This is a genomic window from Amphritea opalescens, assembly GCF_003957515.1.
Classification (GTDB): Bacteria; Pseudomonadota; Gammaproteobacteria; order Pseudomonadales; family Balneatricaceae; genus Amphritea; species Amphritea opalescens.
This window is the reverse complement of sequence record NZ_RQXW01000010.1, coordinates 116,413-132,297: the sequence shown is the minus strand read 5'-3', so window position 1 is coordinate 132,297 and position 15,885 is coordinate 116,413. Positions and strand designations below refer to the sequence as shown.

The window sequence follows — 15,885 nt, the reverse complement described above, 5'->3', positions numbered from 1 at the left end:
AAGGGAGGATACTAAGCCTATCAACATCGGAGGTCTTATGTGTAGTTCACCCAAAGCCAGTCATCATAGCCCCAGCGGCACAATCACTCTGAGACCGACACAGTTAAGCGGCCATCAGCAAGCCGATTTTGCCGCCAAAGCCAATGCCGCTTTCGAACGCAGAGAGCAACGGCGCCTACAGCGCAACCAAACAATCATCACGCCGGTGAAGCAACAATCGCTGCTACAACGACTCTTTCGCAAGTTATTCAGAGCAGATACCACACCGCCAACAAGCCAGTCACGCTCAACACAATAGTGTAGGGCAGGGCCATGATGACCATCCGCATATAGGACAATCGGATCAGTGGCGCGACCGCCGAGGTCAACAGAAACAGGAATGCCGCTTGCCCATTAGGCGTTGCTACACTCGGCAAATTTGTACCGGTATTAATCGCTACCGCCAGCGAATTAAAATGCGCCTGACTGATACGTCCCGCCGCAAAGGCATCCGCCACCTCATTGATATACACCGTGGCAACAAACACATTATCGCTGATCGCCGACAACAACCCATTAGCGATAAAAAACATCACCGGTTGATAACGTAAATCCTGTGCTAATACAGCCTCAATGACCGGCGTAAAGAGATGTTGATCATGAATCACCGACACGATGGTAAAAAAGACCACCAGCAATGCGGTAAAGGGCAAGGCTTCTTCGAAGGCATGTCCTAGCTGATGCTCCTCGGTGATGCCGTTGAGGCTGGTGAGCAAGATAATCACCGTTAAACCAATGACCCCGACTTCAGCCAGATGGAAGGCTAGCGCTAGAATCAGAAAGATCGCCACCGCAAATTGCATATAGAGTGCGGCTCTCTCTTTCATCCCCCAGTTAGCATGAGTCTCTTGATCATACTTTTTCAAAATATCGAACACTGGCTGGGGAATCCGGCCACCGTATCCAAACCAACCCGTCTTTTCTAAGATCACCGTGGTGAGTAAACCGCACAGCAAGACCGGCATCGAAACGGGCGCGACGTTTATGAAAAAATCATTGAAGTACCATCCCATCTTTTCCCCAATCAACAAATTCTGAGGCTCACCCACCAAAGTACTCACTCCACCCAGCGCAGTACCAACCGCCCCATGCATTAATAAGCTACGCAGAAACCCACGAAACTCATCCAGCTCTAAGCGGTGCTCTTCATGTAACGCTTCATCACTCGACTGGTCGCACGGCATATCGGGATAACAGCCGGAGACCACCCGATGGTAAATCGCATAGAAACCCACCGCCGAACTGATCAATACTGCGGTGACGGTGAGGGCATCTAAAAAAGCCGACAGGGAAGCTCCCATCAAGGCAAACAACAGCGCCAAGAGGGTCTTGTTACGCACATTCAGTAACAGTTTGGTAAAGACAAACAGCAGCATCCCTTTCATAAAGTAGATGCCTGCCACCATAAACATCAACAGCAAAATCACCGGCAGGTTAGCGGCGATCTCACGGTACACATGGGCAGGCTCCGACAACTGCATCACCACCGCTTCAATCGCCAACAGGCCTCCTGGCTGCAAGGGATAACACCTGAGCGCCATGGACAACGTAAAGATAAACTCAAAAATCAATACCCAACCACTGACGGCCGGCCCCATTAGCGCATTCACTAACGGGTTAACGACGAGAAAAGTCAGTATTAAGTTTTTATACCATTCTGGTGAATTACCCAGAAAGTTACTGTAAACCGCCTGTAGAAAAGAGCGTAAACTGTTCATAAACCTATATATAGCAGCATGATGACTATCAGCTGCTCTCCTAAAAGCCCGAAAAAGGGATCTATAGTAAACCTGCTGCGCACTGAACGACCATGACAGAAAGCAGCTGTGGGCTTGAATCAGGAGACATATAACAAAAAATACCGGCACCGATTAGCTTTTGACTATCGCTACCTTAAAATTAATTAATTTTATTAACTACCGGTATTTTGGCATTATCACTTTATTGAAATTGACGACCATTTAAGGAACAAACAACATGCTGACCAACAAAGAAGGCCAGAAAATCCCACAGGTAACCTTTCACACCCAACAGCACAATCAATGGGTTGATGTCACCACCGACGAACTATTTGCCGGTAAAAAAGTGATCATTTTTGCGTTGCCAGGCGCCTTCACGCCTACCTGTTCAACCACTCACTTACCGCGCTATAACGAGCTGCTACCGGTATTTAAGCAACAGGGTATCGACAGCATCATCTGTATCTCGGTCAACGATACCTTTGTCATGAATGCGTGGCAGGCAGATCAAGGCGCGGAAAACATCACCTTTATTCCTGATGGCAATGGTGAGTTCGCTGCCGGCATGGATATGCTGGTCGATAAAGATGATATCGGCTTTGGCAAACGCAGCTGGCGCTATTCGATGCTGGTCGTTGACGGCGTCGTTGAAAAACAGTTTATCGAACCTGACCTGCCGGGCGACCCGTTCACCGTGTCCGATGCCGATACGATGCTCAACTACATCAACCCGAATGCAGAGCAGCCTAAACGAGTTAGCGTACTGTCTAAGCCAGGCTGCCCACACTGCATCCGCGCGAAAAAACTGCTGCAAGAAAAAGGCTTCCACTATGAAGAAATTGAACTCGGTAGCCACGGCCTAAGCTACAGTTCACTGGCCGCGATCAGTGGTCAGGGAACCACTCCGCAAATCTTTATCGATGGCGAATGTATCGGCGGTGCCGATGAGTTAGAACAGTACTTTGCTTAATCTAACAGTTCAGAGTTAAACCAAAAGCCGGTCTACACCGGCTTTTTTACGTCTTTTTTTCGTTATAGCTAGTCTAAATAGAATTCTATATTGCGAATCATTCTTATTTGCATTAGCATCTCCATATCACGTAACGGAGTAACGTCATGCACTTAAAATCTTTCCTATCAGCCTCGATTATCGCCGCGGCACTACAGGCCCCGATGGCTTTTTCAGCAGCTGCACCCGCAGAGATCATCGATAACTACGCTGATATTGCATTAGCGACCTACGAAGACTCGTTATTCAGTGCCAAGACGCTGCAACTGAGCATCAACAATTTCTTGCAAAACCCCACCGCTGCCAGCTTACAACAAGCTCGCACCGCTTGGATTGCCGCCCGAGTGCCTTATCAGCAATCGGAAGCCTTCCGTTTTGGTAACAGCATCGTCGATGACTGGGAAGGGCGGGTTAACGCTTGGCCGCTCGATGAAGGTCTCATCGACTATGTTGATACCGGCAAATATGGCACCGAATCCGATGAAAACGAACTATTCCGTGCAAACATCATCGCCAATACCACATTAACAGTGGCCGGCGTAAAGATTGATGCTTCGAAAATAACACCTGCATTGCTGTCCGAAACACTGCATGAAATCGATGGTATCGAAGCCAACGTAGCCAGTGGTTACCATGCGATTGAGTTTCTTCTATGGGGACAGGATCTAAACGGCACTAACCCAGGCGCAGGTAATCGTCCCGCAACGGATTTCAGCCTAGACAACTGCACCGGTGGACACTGTGATCGACGTCGTGACTACCTACAGGCGGCCACTCAGCTATTGATTACCGATCTGCAAGAGATGGTCGGCAACTGGCAAGACGATGGTGCAGCTCGTCAGGAACTCACCGCAAAAGAAGATAACGCGGCCATCGCGACCATCCTAACCGGTATCGGCAGCCTCGCTTATGGCGAACTTGCAGGGGAACGCACCAAGCTAGGTTTGATGTTACATGACCCTGAAGAGGAACATGACTGCTTCTCAGATAATACCCACTGGTCACATTTCTATGACGCCAAGGGCATCCGCAATGTTTATCAGGGTGAATACTCCCGTATCGATGGCAGTGTTGTCTCTGGCCCTAGCTTGTCAGACTTCGTCGCGGCAAAAGCACCGGTGGCCGATCAAAACATGCAGAACAAACTAGCTGCCACTGAAGCTGCTGCCCAAACCATGGTCGATGCGGCTAGTCAGGGCCAAACCTTCGATGTACTGATCGGCGAAAACAATCCTGAAGGCAATCAGATAGTACAAACCTTCGTGGATTCATTGACCGATGAGACTCAAGCCATTGAAGATATCATCGCCGTACTGGATCTCGACGGTGTAGAACTAGAAGGTTCTGATAGCCTAGATAGCCCAGAAAAGGTCATGGAATAAATCCATGCGGGCAGTCTTCCCCAGGCAGCGATTGATCAACTTCTCCTCGGCACCGGTTCTGATGCTTGCGTTATTAAGCACCTCAGCACCGGCAGCCGAAGAGGTCGATCAGTTAGCCATCTATACGCCTGGGGAAGAACGCCCCGGCGGGGAGACCAGCCACCGCAAACCTCGTGACCGCCATGTGTTCAGTCAACCTTCGGCCAATATGAGCTTTGCCGACCGACTCAGCTTTGGTTTAGGTGACAGTCTGTTCGATAAAATCTGGGTGCCCTCACCCTCATCGACGACCGCCAGCGACGGACTCGGGCCGCTCTATAATGCCCGCTCCTGCGATCAATGCCATCAACGCGACGGCAGGGGCCAGCCCAAGGCTAACTGGCCAGAAGCACTAGCAACCTCTCTGTTTCTACGCTTGAGCATTCCGCCGCAAACCGACACCCAGCGACAACAACTCAAGCGCGGCCGAATCGGTGCTATTCCCGACCCAACCTATGGTATTCAACTGCAAAACCGGGCGATCAACGGTCTCGATGCAGAAGGCCATATGCAGATAACCTACACCGAGAGCCAAGTCAGCTTGGCCGATGGCACTCAGGTTAGCCTGCGCAAGCCGACTTACCATATTAGTGAATTAAAGTACGGCCCACTGCATTCCCAGATAATGCTATCCCCCCGTCTAGCCCCTCCCATGCTGGGATTAGGCTTACTGGAAGCGATTCCCGATAGCGCCATTATGGCACTCAGTGATCCTGACGATCTAAATGGCGACGGGATTTCCGGCCGACCCAACTGGGTTTGGGATCAACAACAAGAGCAACTGGCGATAGGGCGGTTTGGTTGGAAAGCGGGCAACCCAAGCGTCCTGCAACAAACCGTCAGTGCGTTGAGTCATGATATCGGTATCGGCACCCCTTATCAGCCATCGCCTTATGGCGACTGCACTGTGCGTCAAACGGCCTGCCTAGCGCAGCCTGAGGGAAACACGCCACAGCAGGACAACAGCGAAGCCTCTGCAGAACTGGTCGAGTTACTGGTATTCTATAGCCGGAATTTAGCACCGCCTGTTCGGCCCGATGCCCAACAGCCCGAGGTACTAAGGGGCAAAGCGATCTTTCAACGCAGCGGCTGTAGTAACTGCCATCAACCCAGTTTTGAAACGCCGAACGAGCCCAACTTAGCCGAGCAATCAGCACAACAGATCTGGCCTTACACCGACCTACTACTGCATGATATGGGCGAAGGCTTGGCCGATCATCGGCCAGAATACAGTGCCACTGGGCGAGAATGGAAGACCCCGCCTCTCTGGGGGATCGGCTTAACCAATACGGTCAACGGCCATCAGTATTTTCTCCACGATGGGCGCGCCCGCACGCTGCTAGAGGCTATTCTCTGGCACGGCGGTGAAGCGGCTAACGCCCGACAGAAGGTCATTAATTTAGCAACATCAGAGCGGCATGCTCTGATTACTTTTTTGGAGTCATTATGAAACAAGCGTCTTCTCCTCTGTGGCCAACACTGCTGGGAGCGGCATGTCTTCTGACGCTCACCGGTGTGTTACATGCAGCACCGACGGAGCAACAGTGGAAAACGGTCAACCATACGCTGGTAACAGAGCATATTCTCCCTCGCTATCAACACCTCGCAGAGAGTAGTAGCGCACTGCAAAGCAGCACGGCGGCGCTTTGCCAGCAACCCGACCAAGCTCATCTCGATGCGGCTCAACAAGCCTTCCACCGCACGATGGATGATTGGGAAAGGGTACAGCATATTCAGTTTGGCCCCATTGAAAACCTGATGCGTAATTTCAGTATGCAGTTCTGGCCAGATAAGAAAAACCTGATCGGCAAACAGTTGAACATACTGCTGGCCGAGCAAGATCCCGCCACCCTGAAAACCGATGCCCTCTACAAAGCTAGCATTGGCGTTAAAGGTCTACCGGCACTGGAACGCTTACTCTTTACCGGTCAACTCAGTGAACTTGAAAACCACAGTTATCGCTGCCAGTTAACCAGCACTATTGCCGCCTATGTCGCGGAAAATAGCGCCGCTACCGTGACCGAATGGCAGCAGGAGTACAGCCCCTCTGTCTTTAACGCCGGCAGCGAAGATAGCTACTATGATGACCATCAAGAAGTCGCCGTTGATATGCTGAAATCACTGGTCGAGCCCGTTGAGGCGATTCGCGATCAGAAAATTCTCCGCCCGCTGGGTAACGGCGAAAAAGTCCGACCTCGTCGCAGTGAATCTTGGCGCAGTGAGCGTTCGATACGCAATATCCAGCTCAATATCGCAAGCCTACAAGACCTCTATGAAGGTCACCCAGATAATGTCGCCAACCTTTTACGTCAGCAGGGTGCAGCGGCACAGGCCGATCAGATCAGCGGACTCTTCAGCGATATTATTACCCAGTTGAAAACTATCAAAGGTCCATTAACGACCACTCTTTACCAACCGCAAACGGTGACTCAACTGCAGCAGGTCAGCGCCTCACTGAAACAGCTAGATTTAGCACTGAATGCCGCCATGCAAACGCTCGATATCCAATTAGGGTTTAACAGCCGTGATGGAGACTAATCGCCGCCGTTTCTGCCAGCTACTTGGCAGTGCAGTGTTATTGCCTTCGTTATTGTCAGGGCCGGTCTTCGCCGGCGCTAACAAAACAACCGCGAAACCCCTGTTTGCATCGGCCGCGCAAGACCGTGATGGCAACTACCACCTCTATCTGATCGGCGAGCAGGGAGAGATCCTCCTAGATCACCCTCTGCAGGGGCGAGCCCACCATACCGAAGCGCACCCTTCAGTGCCGTTACTGGCTTGCACCGCGCGGCGTCCAGGGCGCTTTATCGATATCATCGATTACCGGGAACAACGGTTGGTGAAACGTATTCTCGCCGAAGAGGGACGACACTTCTTTGGCCACAGCATCTTTACAGAGGATGGCCGCTGGCTGGTCACCACGGAAAATGAACTCAGCACGGGGCAGGGGAGAGTCGTCGTTCGCTCTTTGGCGGATGACTATGCCATCATCGCCGATTATCCCAGCCACGGAATCGGCCCCCATGAGCTGACTCAGCAACCCGATAGTGATGTCTTAGTGGTCGCCAACGGCGGCATACTCACCCACCCAGATCATGGCCGAGAAAAACTCAACCTCGACAGCATGCAGCCCTCGCTGGTTCGTCTCGATCTCCACTCCGGCGAACTACTAGAGGAGCGGATGTTACCGAAGGAACAACATCAGCTGAGTATCCGCCATATCGATACCAACGCCGAGGGAATCACCGCGATCGCTCTGCAATATCAAGGCAATATCGGCGATAACCCGCCATTAGTGGCGATTCATCAGCCGCACCAGCCCATTACCCTGTTGCAAGCACCGGAAGCGATCAATATAGCGATGAAAGGCTACTGCGGTAGTGTCCGATGTGATCATAGCGGCCGTTATGCCGCGGTCTCGGCACCCCGGGGCGATCTGATTTCATTCTGGGATTTAGAGCAGCAAACATTTATCTCTTCGATCAAGAGTCGAGATGGCTGCGGCTTAACGGCCACCACCCATAACGGCGAATTTATCATCAGCGCTGGCACCGGACGCTGTCTGCAACACAACCTAGACACCGGCCACACTCGCCGTCTACAACAGACGGTAAAAACCGCGTGGGATAACCATATGACCAGCATACCAAGCTAATTTCCCCTGTCGTCTGGCGCTAAGCCAGACCCATACCAACACCGATACACAGCCCAGAATTAACCTTCTGTGGATCTGCTCGGCTTAAATTTAACGTTCTGACTCAAGGAAACACCATGAACAAAACACTACTCGCCTCAATGATCGCTGCTGCACTTAGCGTCGCCCCAATCGCACAGGCGAACGACATGCAAACCGAACTTAGCCTGCTGAAGCAGCGCATCGCTCAACTGGAATCGCAACTGAGTGATACTATGGCGGTGCAAGCCGAGCACCAAAAAAGCGCTTCAGTCGACAGTGATAACCCAATCACTATCAGCGGTAGCGCCGAGTTTCTGGCCACCGGTTCTGAATTACCTGATGGCAGCAGTGAAAGCGACCTCGACGTCGACAGTGTTGAACTGACAATAGACGCCGCATTGAATCAATACATGGCACTCTCAACCACGTTGAAGTATGAAGACGATGGCGAAGATCAGGATTTCTTTGTCGATGAAGCCATCGTCACCATCAGTTCTGACGACACCCCTTGGTCACTTGTGGCAGGTCGTACCGCTGTCCCATTCGCCGTGGTCAACGGTAATGCTTGGACAGATCCCCTAACCTATGATCTGACCGATAACACCGACGACCTACTGTACGTGGGCTTCAATCAAGGTATCTTTAGTGCTGGCGGTTACGCCTTTAAGGGCCAGAGTGATGAAAGCAATATCAACAATCTCGGTTTGAATGTCGCGTTAGCCTTCGACAACGGCTTTGCCATCGGTGCCGGCTACCTCAACAATATCCGTAATACCGACCCACTCGATGCAGATAGTCTGACTGACGATGACAAGGTAGGCGCTTCACGGATAAACCTGAGTTATGAACTAGATGCGCTGGCACTCTCAGCGGAATACCTACAGACAGAAAGCTTTAAAGAGCTGGCGGGCCGACCTGAGATTACCGTCTGGCATCTCAGCGCAGATTACGCTACTAACATATTCGGTGCGCCAGGCAACCTGTCTCTAGGCTACAGTGAATCCGATGATGCCGATCTCATCACCGATGCGGGCGATAACCTCTTTGCTCAATCCCGCCTAACCCTCGGCGCCTCCCGCGAGTTGCATGAAAATGCTGAACTGATTGTGGAATACGTTCGCGAAGAAGATTATGCCAACGATGACACCGACACTCTGAATCTGGTGTTATCCACTAGTTTCTAAACCGTTCTACCGGCTTAGGTAAGTCGAAGCAGATAAGCACCCGGTGACTCAATGCCGGGCGCTTATTTAAAAGGCATCTTCCGTGAGTTCCATCACTTCCAACAGCCATTCACGAAACATCCGCATACCGTAAGTCAGTTGACGATCTTTCGGATACACCAGATAGAACGCTCTACCGGTTAGTAACTCAATATCCACCGGTACCACCAACTGCCCATACTGTAATTCTCGGGTAATCAATGCTTTATCCGATAAGGCGACTCCTAGCCCCTCTAAGGCGGCCCCTAGCGCCAACTGAGTGCTCGAGAACGATAACCCCTTCTCTTCACCCGTCATCGAAATACCAGCCTTCAGCAACAGCCTCTGCCACTCATTACGGCGACTGGTCACATGAATCAAGGTTTGTTTTTTCAGATCAGCGAGGGTTTCAATCTGATGCTCCTCCATCTTCCGAGGGCTACAAACCGGCACCACCACCGAACGGTGTACCAGATGGACTTCAATATCATCGTCATCCGGTGGATCACCAAAATAAACCGCCATATCCAGATCGGTATGATCAAAATCGATCCGGTTAACCGCGCCGGTGCTTAGCCGCAGCTCCACATCGGGATACAGCGCCTGAAAGTCCTTAATCCGCGGCATCAACCAGCGACTTAAAAAGGCGGGAGGGGCTTCAAAGGTTAACGAGCTGGTATTCGGGGCAGAGATCAAACGGCGGGTCGCCGCATCCAACTCATCCAATGCATGAGAGACCGCCACGAGATATTTCTCGCCAGCAACGGTGATCTGCACCTGTCGCTTCTCTCGCTGAAAGAGCTTTAACCCCAGAAAGGCTTCGAGGGATTTAATCTGGTGACTCACCGCCGAAGGGGTGACAAATAGCTCATCTGCAGCCTTATTAAAACTACCCAAGCGCGCGGCAGATTCAAAACTACGCAAAGCATTCAATGGGGGCAAGCGTCTGATAGGCACCTCAATAGGTGAAATTAATTCACACTTAAGCTGAAAAACGGTCGTTTGTTCTTTAAGCACTGCGACCTTAGTATAACCACCAATGCAACGATGATCCAAGCGCAATACAAGGCGTACATTGAATATGGCTTAAGATTACTGCCAGTTCAATCTTTTGTATCGCAGAGACATCGAGTCACCACGGTGACAACTAAATGAATTTTATTGGTGATACTATGAAAACTAATGACCACGGCTTTAAAGTTGACAGTTTAGGTGATGTCGACACTGCATACTACATCGCGCAGGGCCGTGCAGCTCGCAACGAGTATGTTGCAGAGCGTTTCGACACTTTCGCTACTTGGTTCAAAAGCCTCAAAGCAAAGCGTCAGCAAAAGAGTTTTAACAGCACTCGTTCATTCGGGACCGTCTAGGTCTAAAACGAGACTCCTTTGGGGCCACTTTATGTGGCCTTTTTTTATGCCTGCAAAAAGCGGAAGGGTGAGGAACGAACCGCACCACCGACGCAATCTACTCCTCAAACCACGCCAGAAACCGAAGAACAGAAATCGTGCAAGTGCCACGGTTCTCTTGCGTCCGCAGTTATCGGTGCGGTTCGCAAGCTCACCGCCACCCTACAAAATAATCATTGTGTCGGGAACAGCCCATCTCTCGTAGGGTGAGGTGAGGAATGAACCGCACCATCGATGGTGACAAATTCCGAAGGCAGATCGCCATAACCTCATCGCCGCTGGAAGCGGCTCCCACCGAAGTGCCTACCTTTGTGGGAGCCCCTTCTAGGGGCGATTGGCTGCAAGAGAATTATTGTGTCGGAGCAAGCTCATAACAATTAACGGCAAAAAACTTGTAGAGTGAGAAACGAACCGCACCACAATATAGACGTTAAATTAACGGCACAGACAAGAAAATAATATTTCGGGGCATCAAAAGAAAAAAGGGAATATATAAAAGAAGAGATGAATCAAACAATAAACCGGGAAGGAAAATAAGTTGGTGCAGATGGGGAGACTCGAACTCCCACGCCCTTTCGAGCACTAGCACCTGAAGCTAGCGTGTCTACCAATTCCACCACATCTGCGCATCAACTTGTCACGTTTAAGAGCGCCCCCTTGCTATGTACATAGCCTGCCTTTCGAAACTCAACTACCGATAGTAGTTGGTGCAGATGGGGAGACTCGAACTCCCACGCCCGTTAGAGCACTAGCACCTGAAGCTAGCGTGTCTACCAATTCCACCACATCTGCTCCGAAAGAGGAGCGCATTATAAAGATGCCTTTTTGATTTGTGAAGGCCTAAACACACTTTTTACGTTTTTATTCCGCTGACAGGCAGCTCGTAAAGCTATCCGCTAGAGAATGCAGATAATTGAGGTATCCGCCACGTTGTGCATCAATATCAATCGCCAATGGATCGAGGCGTCCGACATGAATATCCAAGCCACGAGTCAGGCTATCAACCACCGGTGCTTTGAACTGCGGCTCAACAAAGACACAACGGCCTTTATTGGTTTCCAGTGCCTCACGAATCTCGGCCAAACGGCGCGCACCCGGCTTACGGCCTGGATCAACGGTGAAATACCCCAATTGATTTAGCTGATAATGCTCAACGAAACCACCAAAGGCATCGTGAAACACATAAAAACCTTCACCTGCAACCCGTTTTAACTGCTGCTGCAACTGCTGATCAGTTTCGCTTAAGCGAGTAGCAAAATCATCATAAGCCTTCTCAAACAGCTCCGCTTTCTGTGGATACAACACCGCTAACCGGTCTTTGATTTTATCCGCGGCGGCCAAGGCCAACTCCGGTGTCATCCAAAAATGCGGGTCGCCATCATGATGATGTTCATGCTCGGCCATAAGATCGTGGTCATCGTCGTGCTCATGGCCATCCTCATGTTCGTTTTCTTTAGCATGTTCATTCGCATGCTCATCCGAATGTTCATCCGAATGTTCATCCTCGTGATGCTCACTCGGCTCTAGCAATGCGAGGGCAGGGCGCTCAAGCTGATTAACGGTTTTGGTTAAAAACAACTCCAGACCTTCGCCGCCCCAGATAAAGAGATCAGCGTCATGGATATCAGAGATGGAAGAGGGCTTTAAAGAGTAATGATGTGGCGAGCTACCCGGCGGTAACAACACGTCCACCTCTGCCAGATCCCCCAACATATCAACCGCAATCAACTGGATCGGTTTAATACTAGCGAGCACCTTAACCGGCTGCGCTTGCAGGGCCGGAACCCAACTAGCGAATAAACTGAATAAAAAGAACGAGCCATAGCGATACAGGCGACGAGAAAAATAGTCCATGAGGATCAATCCCAGTTATAAAATAAGCTGTCATTTAATAGGCGCAAAGTTATAATATAACAATTAATAGATCAACCGGTATTTTTTATGGCGTCACAAAACAGCCCCCATGTTGCCTATCAAACCAACCACGATCATAACCACTGTATTCAAAACGCGCTCGAACATGCCCAACAGGTGTGTCAAAGCAACGGACAGCGGCTAACTAAAATTCGTGAACTGGTGTTAACGCTGATCTGGCAGAGCCATAAACCGCTCGGTGCCTATGATCTTTTACCAGCGCTGGCGAATGCGGGTTTTAATTCAGCGCCACCCACGGTTTACCGGGCCTTAGATTTTCTACAAGAGCAGGGACTGGTGCACCGATTAGCGTCGCTCAATAGCTTTATCGGCTGCACCCATCCGGGCCAACAGCATCACGGCTACTTTCTGATCTGCTCCCAGTGTGGCAATACCGCCGAGATGGAATCGCAAGAGTTACAAAGTAGTATTCTGAGCTGCGCTAGCGCGGCTGGCTTTTCGGTAGAGCAAGAACAGGTCGAAATTTTAGGGCGCTGCCCCAATTGTCAGGAGTCCGCATGAGTCTGGTTGATGTCAACAACCTAAGTATTATCTACGGCGAGAATAGCGTTGTTAGCAATGTATCCATGCAGCTAAAGCGTGGCGAGATCACCACCTTGATCGGCCCTAACGGCGCCGGCAAAACCACCTTAATCAAAGCTATTTTGGGATTAATTACCCCGAGTTCGGGCCAGATTTCCCGTTCCGAGAGTTTGCAAATCGGTTATATGCCCCAGAAGCTACATATCGACCCAACCTTTCCGTTAACGGTAGAACGCTTCTTGAAAACCGCCGCGTTTTCCAGCACCCAAGACCGTTTACAAGCCCTGGAATCGGTCGGTGCAGAGAAGTTGCTAAAACAATCGGTACACAGCCTGTCCGGTGGAGAAACTCAACGTGTCATGCTGGCTCGCTCACTGCTACGCAAGCCTGACCTACTCGTACTCGATGAACCCGCACAGGGTGTCGATGTTAACGGGCAGATAGAGCTATATAACCTGATCGCTCAGATCCGTGATCGGTACGGCTGTGCCGTGCTGATGATCTCCCACGACCTGCATTTGGTTATGGCAGCCACCGATCAAGTGGTCTGTCTCAACCATCATATCTGCTGCTCGGGTCACCCAGCACAGGTCAGTAACGACCCCTCCTATATTGAGCTATTTGGCATCCCCGGCGCAGAGAATCTTGCGTTTTATAGCCACCACCATAACCACCAGCATGATCGTCGCGGTGAAATCATTAATGCTAAAACCGATATTTCCGAAATACCCGGAGAAAACCATTCGAGCCACTGCGGAGGTGATCACTGATGCCTGATTTTCTGCTCTTTGCTCTCGTTGGCGGCCTTGGTGTCGCGATGATTGCCGGCCCCCTCGGCGCTTTTGTGGTTTGGCGCAGGATGGCCTATTTCGGCGACACCTTGGCGCATTCCGCCCTGCTCGGCGTTGCCATGGGCGTTCTATTTGATCTTAATGTGAACCTTGCTGTGGTGAGTTGCTGCCTACTGCTAGCCTTGATTCTTGTCAGCCTGCAACGACAGCATCTCGTCGCCACCGATACCCTGCTGGGCATTATGGCCCACAGTAGCTTATCCCTCGGTTTGGTGGCCATTGCCCTGCTCGATGATGTCCGAGTCGACTTAATGGACTACCTGTTTGGTGACTTGCTCGCCATCTCACCGACCGATCTGTACTGGATCTACGGCGGGGGCTGTATCGTATTATTGCTGATCTGGCGACTCTGGAACTCACTCTTAGCCATTACCATCAATGAAGAGCTCGCTCAAGTCGAGGGAGTTCCCGTAGCACGTGTGCGGCTGACCTTGATGCTTCTGATCGGCGTGGTGATTGCTATCGCCATGAAGGTTGTCGGGATTCTGTTGATCACATCGCTCCTGATTATTCCGGCGGCGAGTGCCAGACGCCTAGCTAATTCGCCGGAACAGATGGCCATCATTGCCAGCCTATTGGGCATGATTGCGGTGATGCTGGGGCTATACGCATCTTATCAATTTGATACCCCAGCGGGCCCCTCAGTGGTGGTTGCAGCGCTGATTCAGTTTCTATTGCTGTACTCGTTACCCTTTCGCCGTACCGTATGATTCACTACCTACAACGGGCGCGCAAACAGGATCATCGACAGGTGTGGGCGCTTGCCTGGCCCATGATCCTGTCCAACATCACCGTCCCCTTGCTTGGTTTGGTAGATACCGCCGTGATCGGCCATCTACCGGACCCCAAATACCTCGCCGCCGTGGCGGTAGGGGCGATGATCTTCTCGATTCTTTACTGGTCATTCGGCTTTCTTCGCATGGGCACCACGGGGCTTACCGCGCAGGCACTGGGCAATCAAGACCATAATCAGAGCCGGCTCATACTGGCTCAATCGCTGGTGCTCGCAGGCCTAATCGGTCTGACGATTTTTATCCTGCAATATCCGCTGCTTGAGATCGCCCTGAACCTCATCGGCGCAGAGCCAGAGGTCACCGTCGAGGCCCGTCTCTATGCAGAAATCAGAATCTTTGGCGCGCCCGCTGTTCTGGCTAACTACGCATTATTAGGCTGGTTTTTAGGCAATCAAAATACCCGCATCCCGTTAATATTGCTCGTCATCACCAACCTGCTCAATATGCTGTTGGATCTGGTTGCCGTCTACGGTCTTGATATGCATACCGACGGGGTCGCCTTCGCCACTGTTATCTCAGAATACGCCAGCCTGATGCTCGGCTGCTTTTTTATGCTGCGAATGCAGGCGCGGCAACCGGGTAAAACGCCTTGGTTAAAGCTCAAGTCAGTAAGTCATTACTATCACCTTATCGCCGTTAATCGTTATCTTTTTGTCCGTACCTTGGCTCTGTTGCTAACCTTGGCCTTCTTTACCTCTCAGGGAGCGAAGCAGGGCAGTACCATACTCTCGGCCAACGCGGTATTACTCAACTTCTTTATGCTGATCTCTAATGGATTAGATGGTTTTGCCCACGCGGCAGAAGCATTAAGCGGTAAATTTTATGGCGCCAAAGATAACCGCGGTTTTCATCGAATTATCTCAGCGACCCTCAGTTGGTCTCTGATCACAGCGCTACTCTTCACTCTGTTTTTTTGGGTTGGCGGCAATTTTATTATCGCGTTACTCACGGATATTCCCGACGTTCGGCAAACCGCCGCTATCTACCTACCTTGGGTCATCATCCTGCCCTTGGTGGCGGTGTGGAGCTTTCTGGTCGATGGTGTCTTTGTCGGTACCACCCACGTTAAGGCGATGCAAAACACCATGTTAATCTCTGTGTTTCTGGTATTCGCACCGATCTGGTACTTCTCTCAATCTTGGGGCAACAATGGCCTGTGGCTGGCATTTATCAGCCTGTTTCTGGCCAGAGGTGTAACCGGAGGCTATGTCTTCTTTAAGGAATTCAAACCCGAGGACTAACTAATCAATGATGGGTTTAATTCTAGAGAGGGAAGCGCGCTTAGATG

At 51.0% G+C, this 15,885-nt stretch carries 15 protein-coding genes and 2 tRNA genes; 12 read left to right on the top strand and 5 right to left on the bottom strand.

Annotated elements, in window-relative coordinates; translation table 11 throughout:
• The first annotated feature begins 37 nt into the window (after nt 1–37).
• The gene (locus EH243_RS12490) at nt 38–298 is read left to right on the top strand and encodes a hypothetical protein (RefSeq protein WP_126159002.1); all 261 of its coding nucleotides are present in this window, start codon (nt 38–40) and stop codon (nt 296–298) included.
• Here the strand turns inward: EH243_RS12490 and nhaB are convergent.
• Nucleotides 249–1,757 carry a sodium/proton antiporter NhaB gene (gene nhaB / locus EH243_RS12485; RefSeq protein WP_126159001.1) on the bottom strand — a complete coding sequence of 503 codons (1,509 nt, stop codon included), beginning with the start codon at nt 1,755–1,757 and terminating at the stop codon, nt 249–251. The genes EH243_RS12490 and nhaB overlap by 50 nt on opposite strands.
• A gap of 259 nt (nt 1,758–2,016) precedes the next feature.
• Here nhaB and EH243_RS12480 point away from each other — a divergent pair, with 259 nt between their 5' ends.
• The 6 genes from EH243_RS12480 to EH243_RS12455 all read left to right on the top strand — a co-directional run bounded on the left by EH243_RS12480 (nt 2,017) and on the right by EH243_RS12455 (nt 9,068).
• Nucleotides 2,017–2,748, top strand: coding sequence for a glutathione peroxidase (locus tag EH243_RS12480; protein ID WP_126159000.1), 732 nt, complete (start codon nt 2,017–2,019; stop codon nt 2,746–2,748).
• 146 nt (nt 2,749–2,894) lie between these two features.
• Nucleotides 2,895–4,169, top strand: coding sequence for an imelysin family protein (locus EH243_RS12475; RefSeq protein ID WP_126158999.1), 1,275 nt, complete (start codon nt 2,895–2,897; stop codon nt 4,167–4,169).
• Between the two features lie 4 nt (nt 4,170–4,173).
• Nucleotides 4,174–5,658, top strand: a complete 1,485-nt coding sequence (locus EH243_RS12470; protein ID WP_241235075.1) for a di-heme oxidoreductase family protein — start codon at nt 4,174–4,176, stop codon at nt 5,656–5,658.
• Complete coding sequence (locus EH243_RS12465) at nt 5,655–6,746, top strand: imelysin family protein (RefSeq protein WP_126158998.1); 1,092 nt, start codon at nt 5,655–5,657, stop codon at nt 6,744–6,746. Before EH243_RS12470 ends, EH243_RS12465 begins: the two co-directional genes overlap by 4 nt.
• Nucleotides 6,736–7,863, top strand: coding sequence for a DUF1513 domain-containing protein (locus EH243_RS12460; RefSeq protein ID WP_126158997.1), 1,128 nt, complete (start codon nt 6,736–6,738; stop codon nt 7,861–7,863). Before EH243_RS12465 ends, EH243_RS12460 begins: the two co-directional genes overlap by 11 nt.
• Nucleotides 7,864–7,979: 116 nt before the next feature.
• Nucleotides 7,980–9,068 (top strand): LbtU family siderophore porin, encoded by a 1,089-nt coding sequence (locus EH243_RS12455; RefSeq protein WP_126158996.1) that lies wholly within the window; start codon nt 7,980–7,982, stop codon nt 9,066–9,068.
• Between the two features lie 66 nt (nt 9,069–9,134).
• Here the strand turns inward: EH243_RS12455 and gcvA are convergent, their stop codons facing one another.
• On the bottom strand, nt 9,135–10,028 hold the full coding sequence (gcvA, locus tag EH243_RS12450; RefSeq protein ID WP_241235074.1) for a transcriptional regulator GcvA: 894 nt from the start codon (nt 10,026–10,028) through the stop codon (nt 9,135–9,137).
• A 209-nt stretch (nt 10,029–10,237) separates the two neighbouring features.
• On the opposite strand from gcvA, the gene EH243_RS12445 reads away from it, so the two are divergent.
• Complete coding sequence (locus tag EH243_RS12445; RefSeq protein WP_126158995.1) at nt 10,238–10,456, top strand: RSP_7527 family protein; 219 nt, start codon at nt 10,238–10,240, stop codon at nt 10,454–10,456.
• 578 nt (nt 10,457–11,034) lie between these two features.
• On the opposite strand, the gene EH243_RS12440 is transcribed toward EH243_RS12445, so the two are convergent.
• The 3 genes from EH243_RS12440 to znuA form a co-directional block, all read right to left on the bottom strand.
• Nucleotides 11,035–11,121 (bottom strand) — tRNA-Leu (locus EH243_RS12440).
• 79 nt (nt 11,122–11,200) lie between these two features.
• A tRNA-Leu gene (locus EH243_RS12435) sits at nt 11,201–11,287 on the bottom strand.
• Nucleotides 11,288–11,356: 69 nt separating this feature from the next.
• A complete protein-coding gene (gene znuA / locus EH243_RS12430) occupies nt 11,357–12,349 on the bottom strand; it encodes a zinc ABC transporter substrate-binding protein ZnuA (RefSeq protein WP_126158994.1) in 993 nt (330 codons plus the stop codon).
• 87 nt (nt 12,350–12,436) lie between these two features.
• On the opposite strand from znuA, the gene EH243_RS12425 reads away from it, so the two are divergent.
• Genes EH243_RS12425 through EH243_RS12410 form a run of 4 tightly spaced genes read left to right on the top strand, consistent with a single transcriptional unit; the run spans nt 12,437 to nt 15,838 of the window.
• Nucleotides 12,437–12,931 (top strand): Fur family transcriptional regulator, encoded by a 495-nt coding sequence (locus EH243_RS12425; RefSeq protein WP_126158993.1) that lies wholly within the window; start codon nt 12,437–12,439, stop codon nt 12,929–12,931.
• A complete protein-coding gene (gene znuC, locus EH243_RS12420) occupies nt 12,928–13,722 on the top strand; it encodes a zinc ABC transporter ATP-binding protein ZnuC (protein ID WP_126158992.1) in 795 nt (264 codons plus the stop codon). Before EH243_RS12425 ends, znuC begins: the two co-directional genes overlap by 4 nt.
• Nucleotides 13,722–14,513, top strand: coding sequence for a zinc ABC transporter permease subunit ZnuB (gene znuB / locus EH243_RS12415; RefSeq protein ID WP_126158991.1), 792 nt, complete (start codon nt 13,722–13,724; stop codon nt 14,511–14,513). The genes znuC and znuB overlap by 1 nt, the downstream gene beginning before the upstream one ends.
• A complete protein-coding gene (locus EH243_RS12410) occupies nt 14,510–15,838 on the top strand; it encodes an MATE family efflux transporter (protein ID WP_126158990.1) in 1,329 nt (442 codons plus the stop codon). Before znuB ends, EH243_RS12410 begins: the two co-directional genes overlap by 4 nt.
• The last annotated feature ends 47 nt before the right edge of the window (nt 15,839–15,885 follow it).

Coding starts and splice junctions, on each gene's coding strand:
- EH243_RS12490 (WP_126159002.1), top strand. CDS start 38: ATGTGTAGTTCACCCAAAGCCAGTCATCATAGCCCCAGCGGCACAATC.
- nhaB (WP_126159001.1), bottom strand. CDS start 1,757: ATGAACAGTTTACGCTCTTTTCTACAGGCGGTTTACAGTAACTTTCTG.
- EH243_RS12480 (WP_126159000.1), top strand. CDS start 2,017: ATGCTGACCAACAAAGAAGGCCAGAAAATCCCACAGGTAACCTTTCAC.
- EH243_RS12475 (WP_126158999.1), top strand. CDS start 2,895: ATGCACTTAAAATCTTTCCTATCAGCCTCGATTATCGCCGCGGCACTA.
- EH243_RS12470 (WP_241235075.1), top strand. CDS start 4,174: ATGCGGGCAGTCTTCCCCAGGCAGCGATTGATCAACTTCTCCTCGGCA.
- EH243_RS12465 (WP_126158998.1), top strand. CDS start 5,655: ATGAAACAAGCGTCTTCTCCTCTGTGGCCAACACTGCTGGGAGCGGCA.
- EH243_RS12460 (WP_126158997.1), top strand. CDS start 6,736: ATGGAGACTAATCGCCGCCGTTTCTGCCAGCTACTTGGCAGTGCAGTG.
- EH243_RS12455 (WP_126158996.1), top strand. CDS start 7,980: ATGAACAAAACACTACTCGCCTCAATGATCGCTGCTGCACTTAGCGTC.
- EH243_RS12445 (WP_126158995.1), top strand. CDS start 10,238: ATGAATTTTATTGGTGATACTATGAAAACTAATGACCACGGCTTTAAA.
- znuA (WP_126158994.1), bottom strand. CDS start 12,349: ATGGACTATTTTTCTCGTCGCCTGTATCGCTATGGCTCGTTCTTTTTA.
- EH243_RS12425 (WP_126158993.1), top strand. CDS start 12,437: ATGGCGTCACAAAACAGCCCCCATGTTGCCTATCAAACCAACCACGAT.
- znuC (WP_126158992.1), top strand. CDS start 12,928: ATGAGTCTGGTTGATGTCAACAACCTAAGTATTATCTACGGCGAGAAT.
- znuB (WP_126158991.1), top strand. CDS start 13,722: ATGCCTGATTTTCTGCTCTTTGCTCTCGTTGGCGGCCTTGGTGTCGCG.
- EH243_RS12410 (WP_126158990.1), top strand. CDS start 14,510: ATGATTCACTACCTACAACGGGCGCGCAAACAGGATCATCGACAGGTG.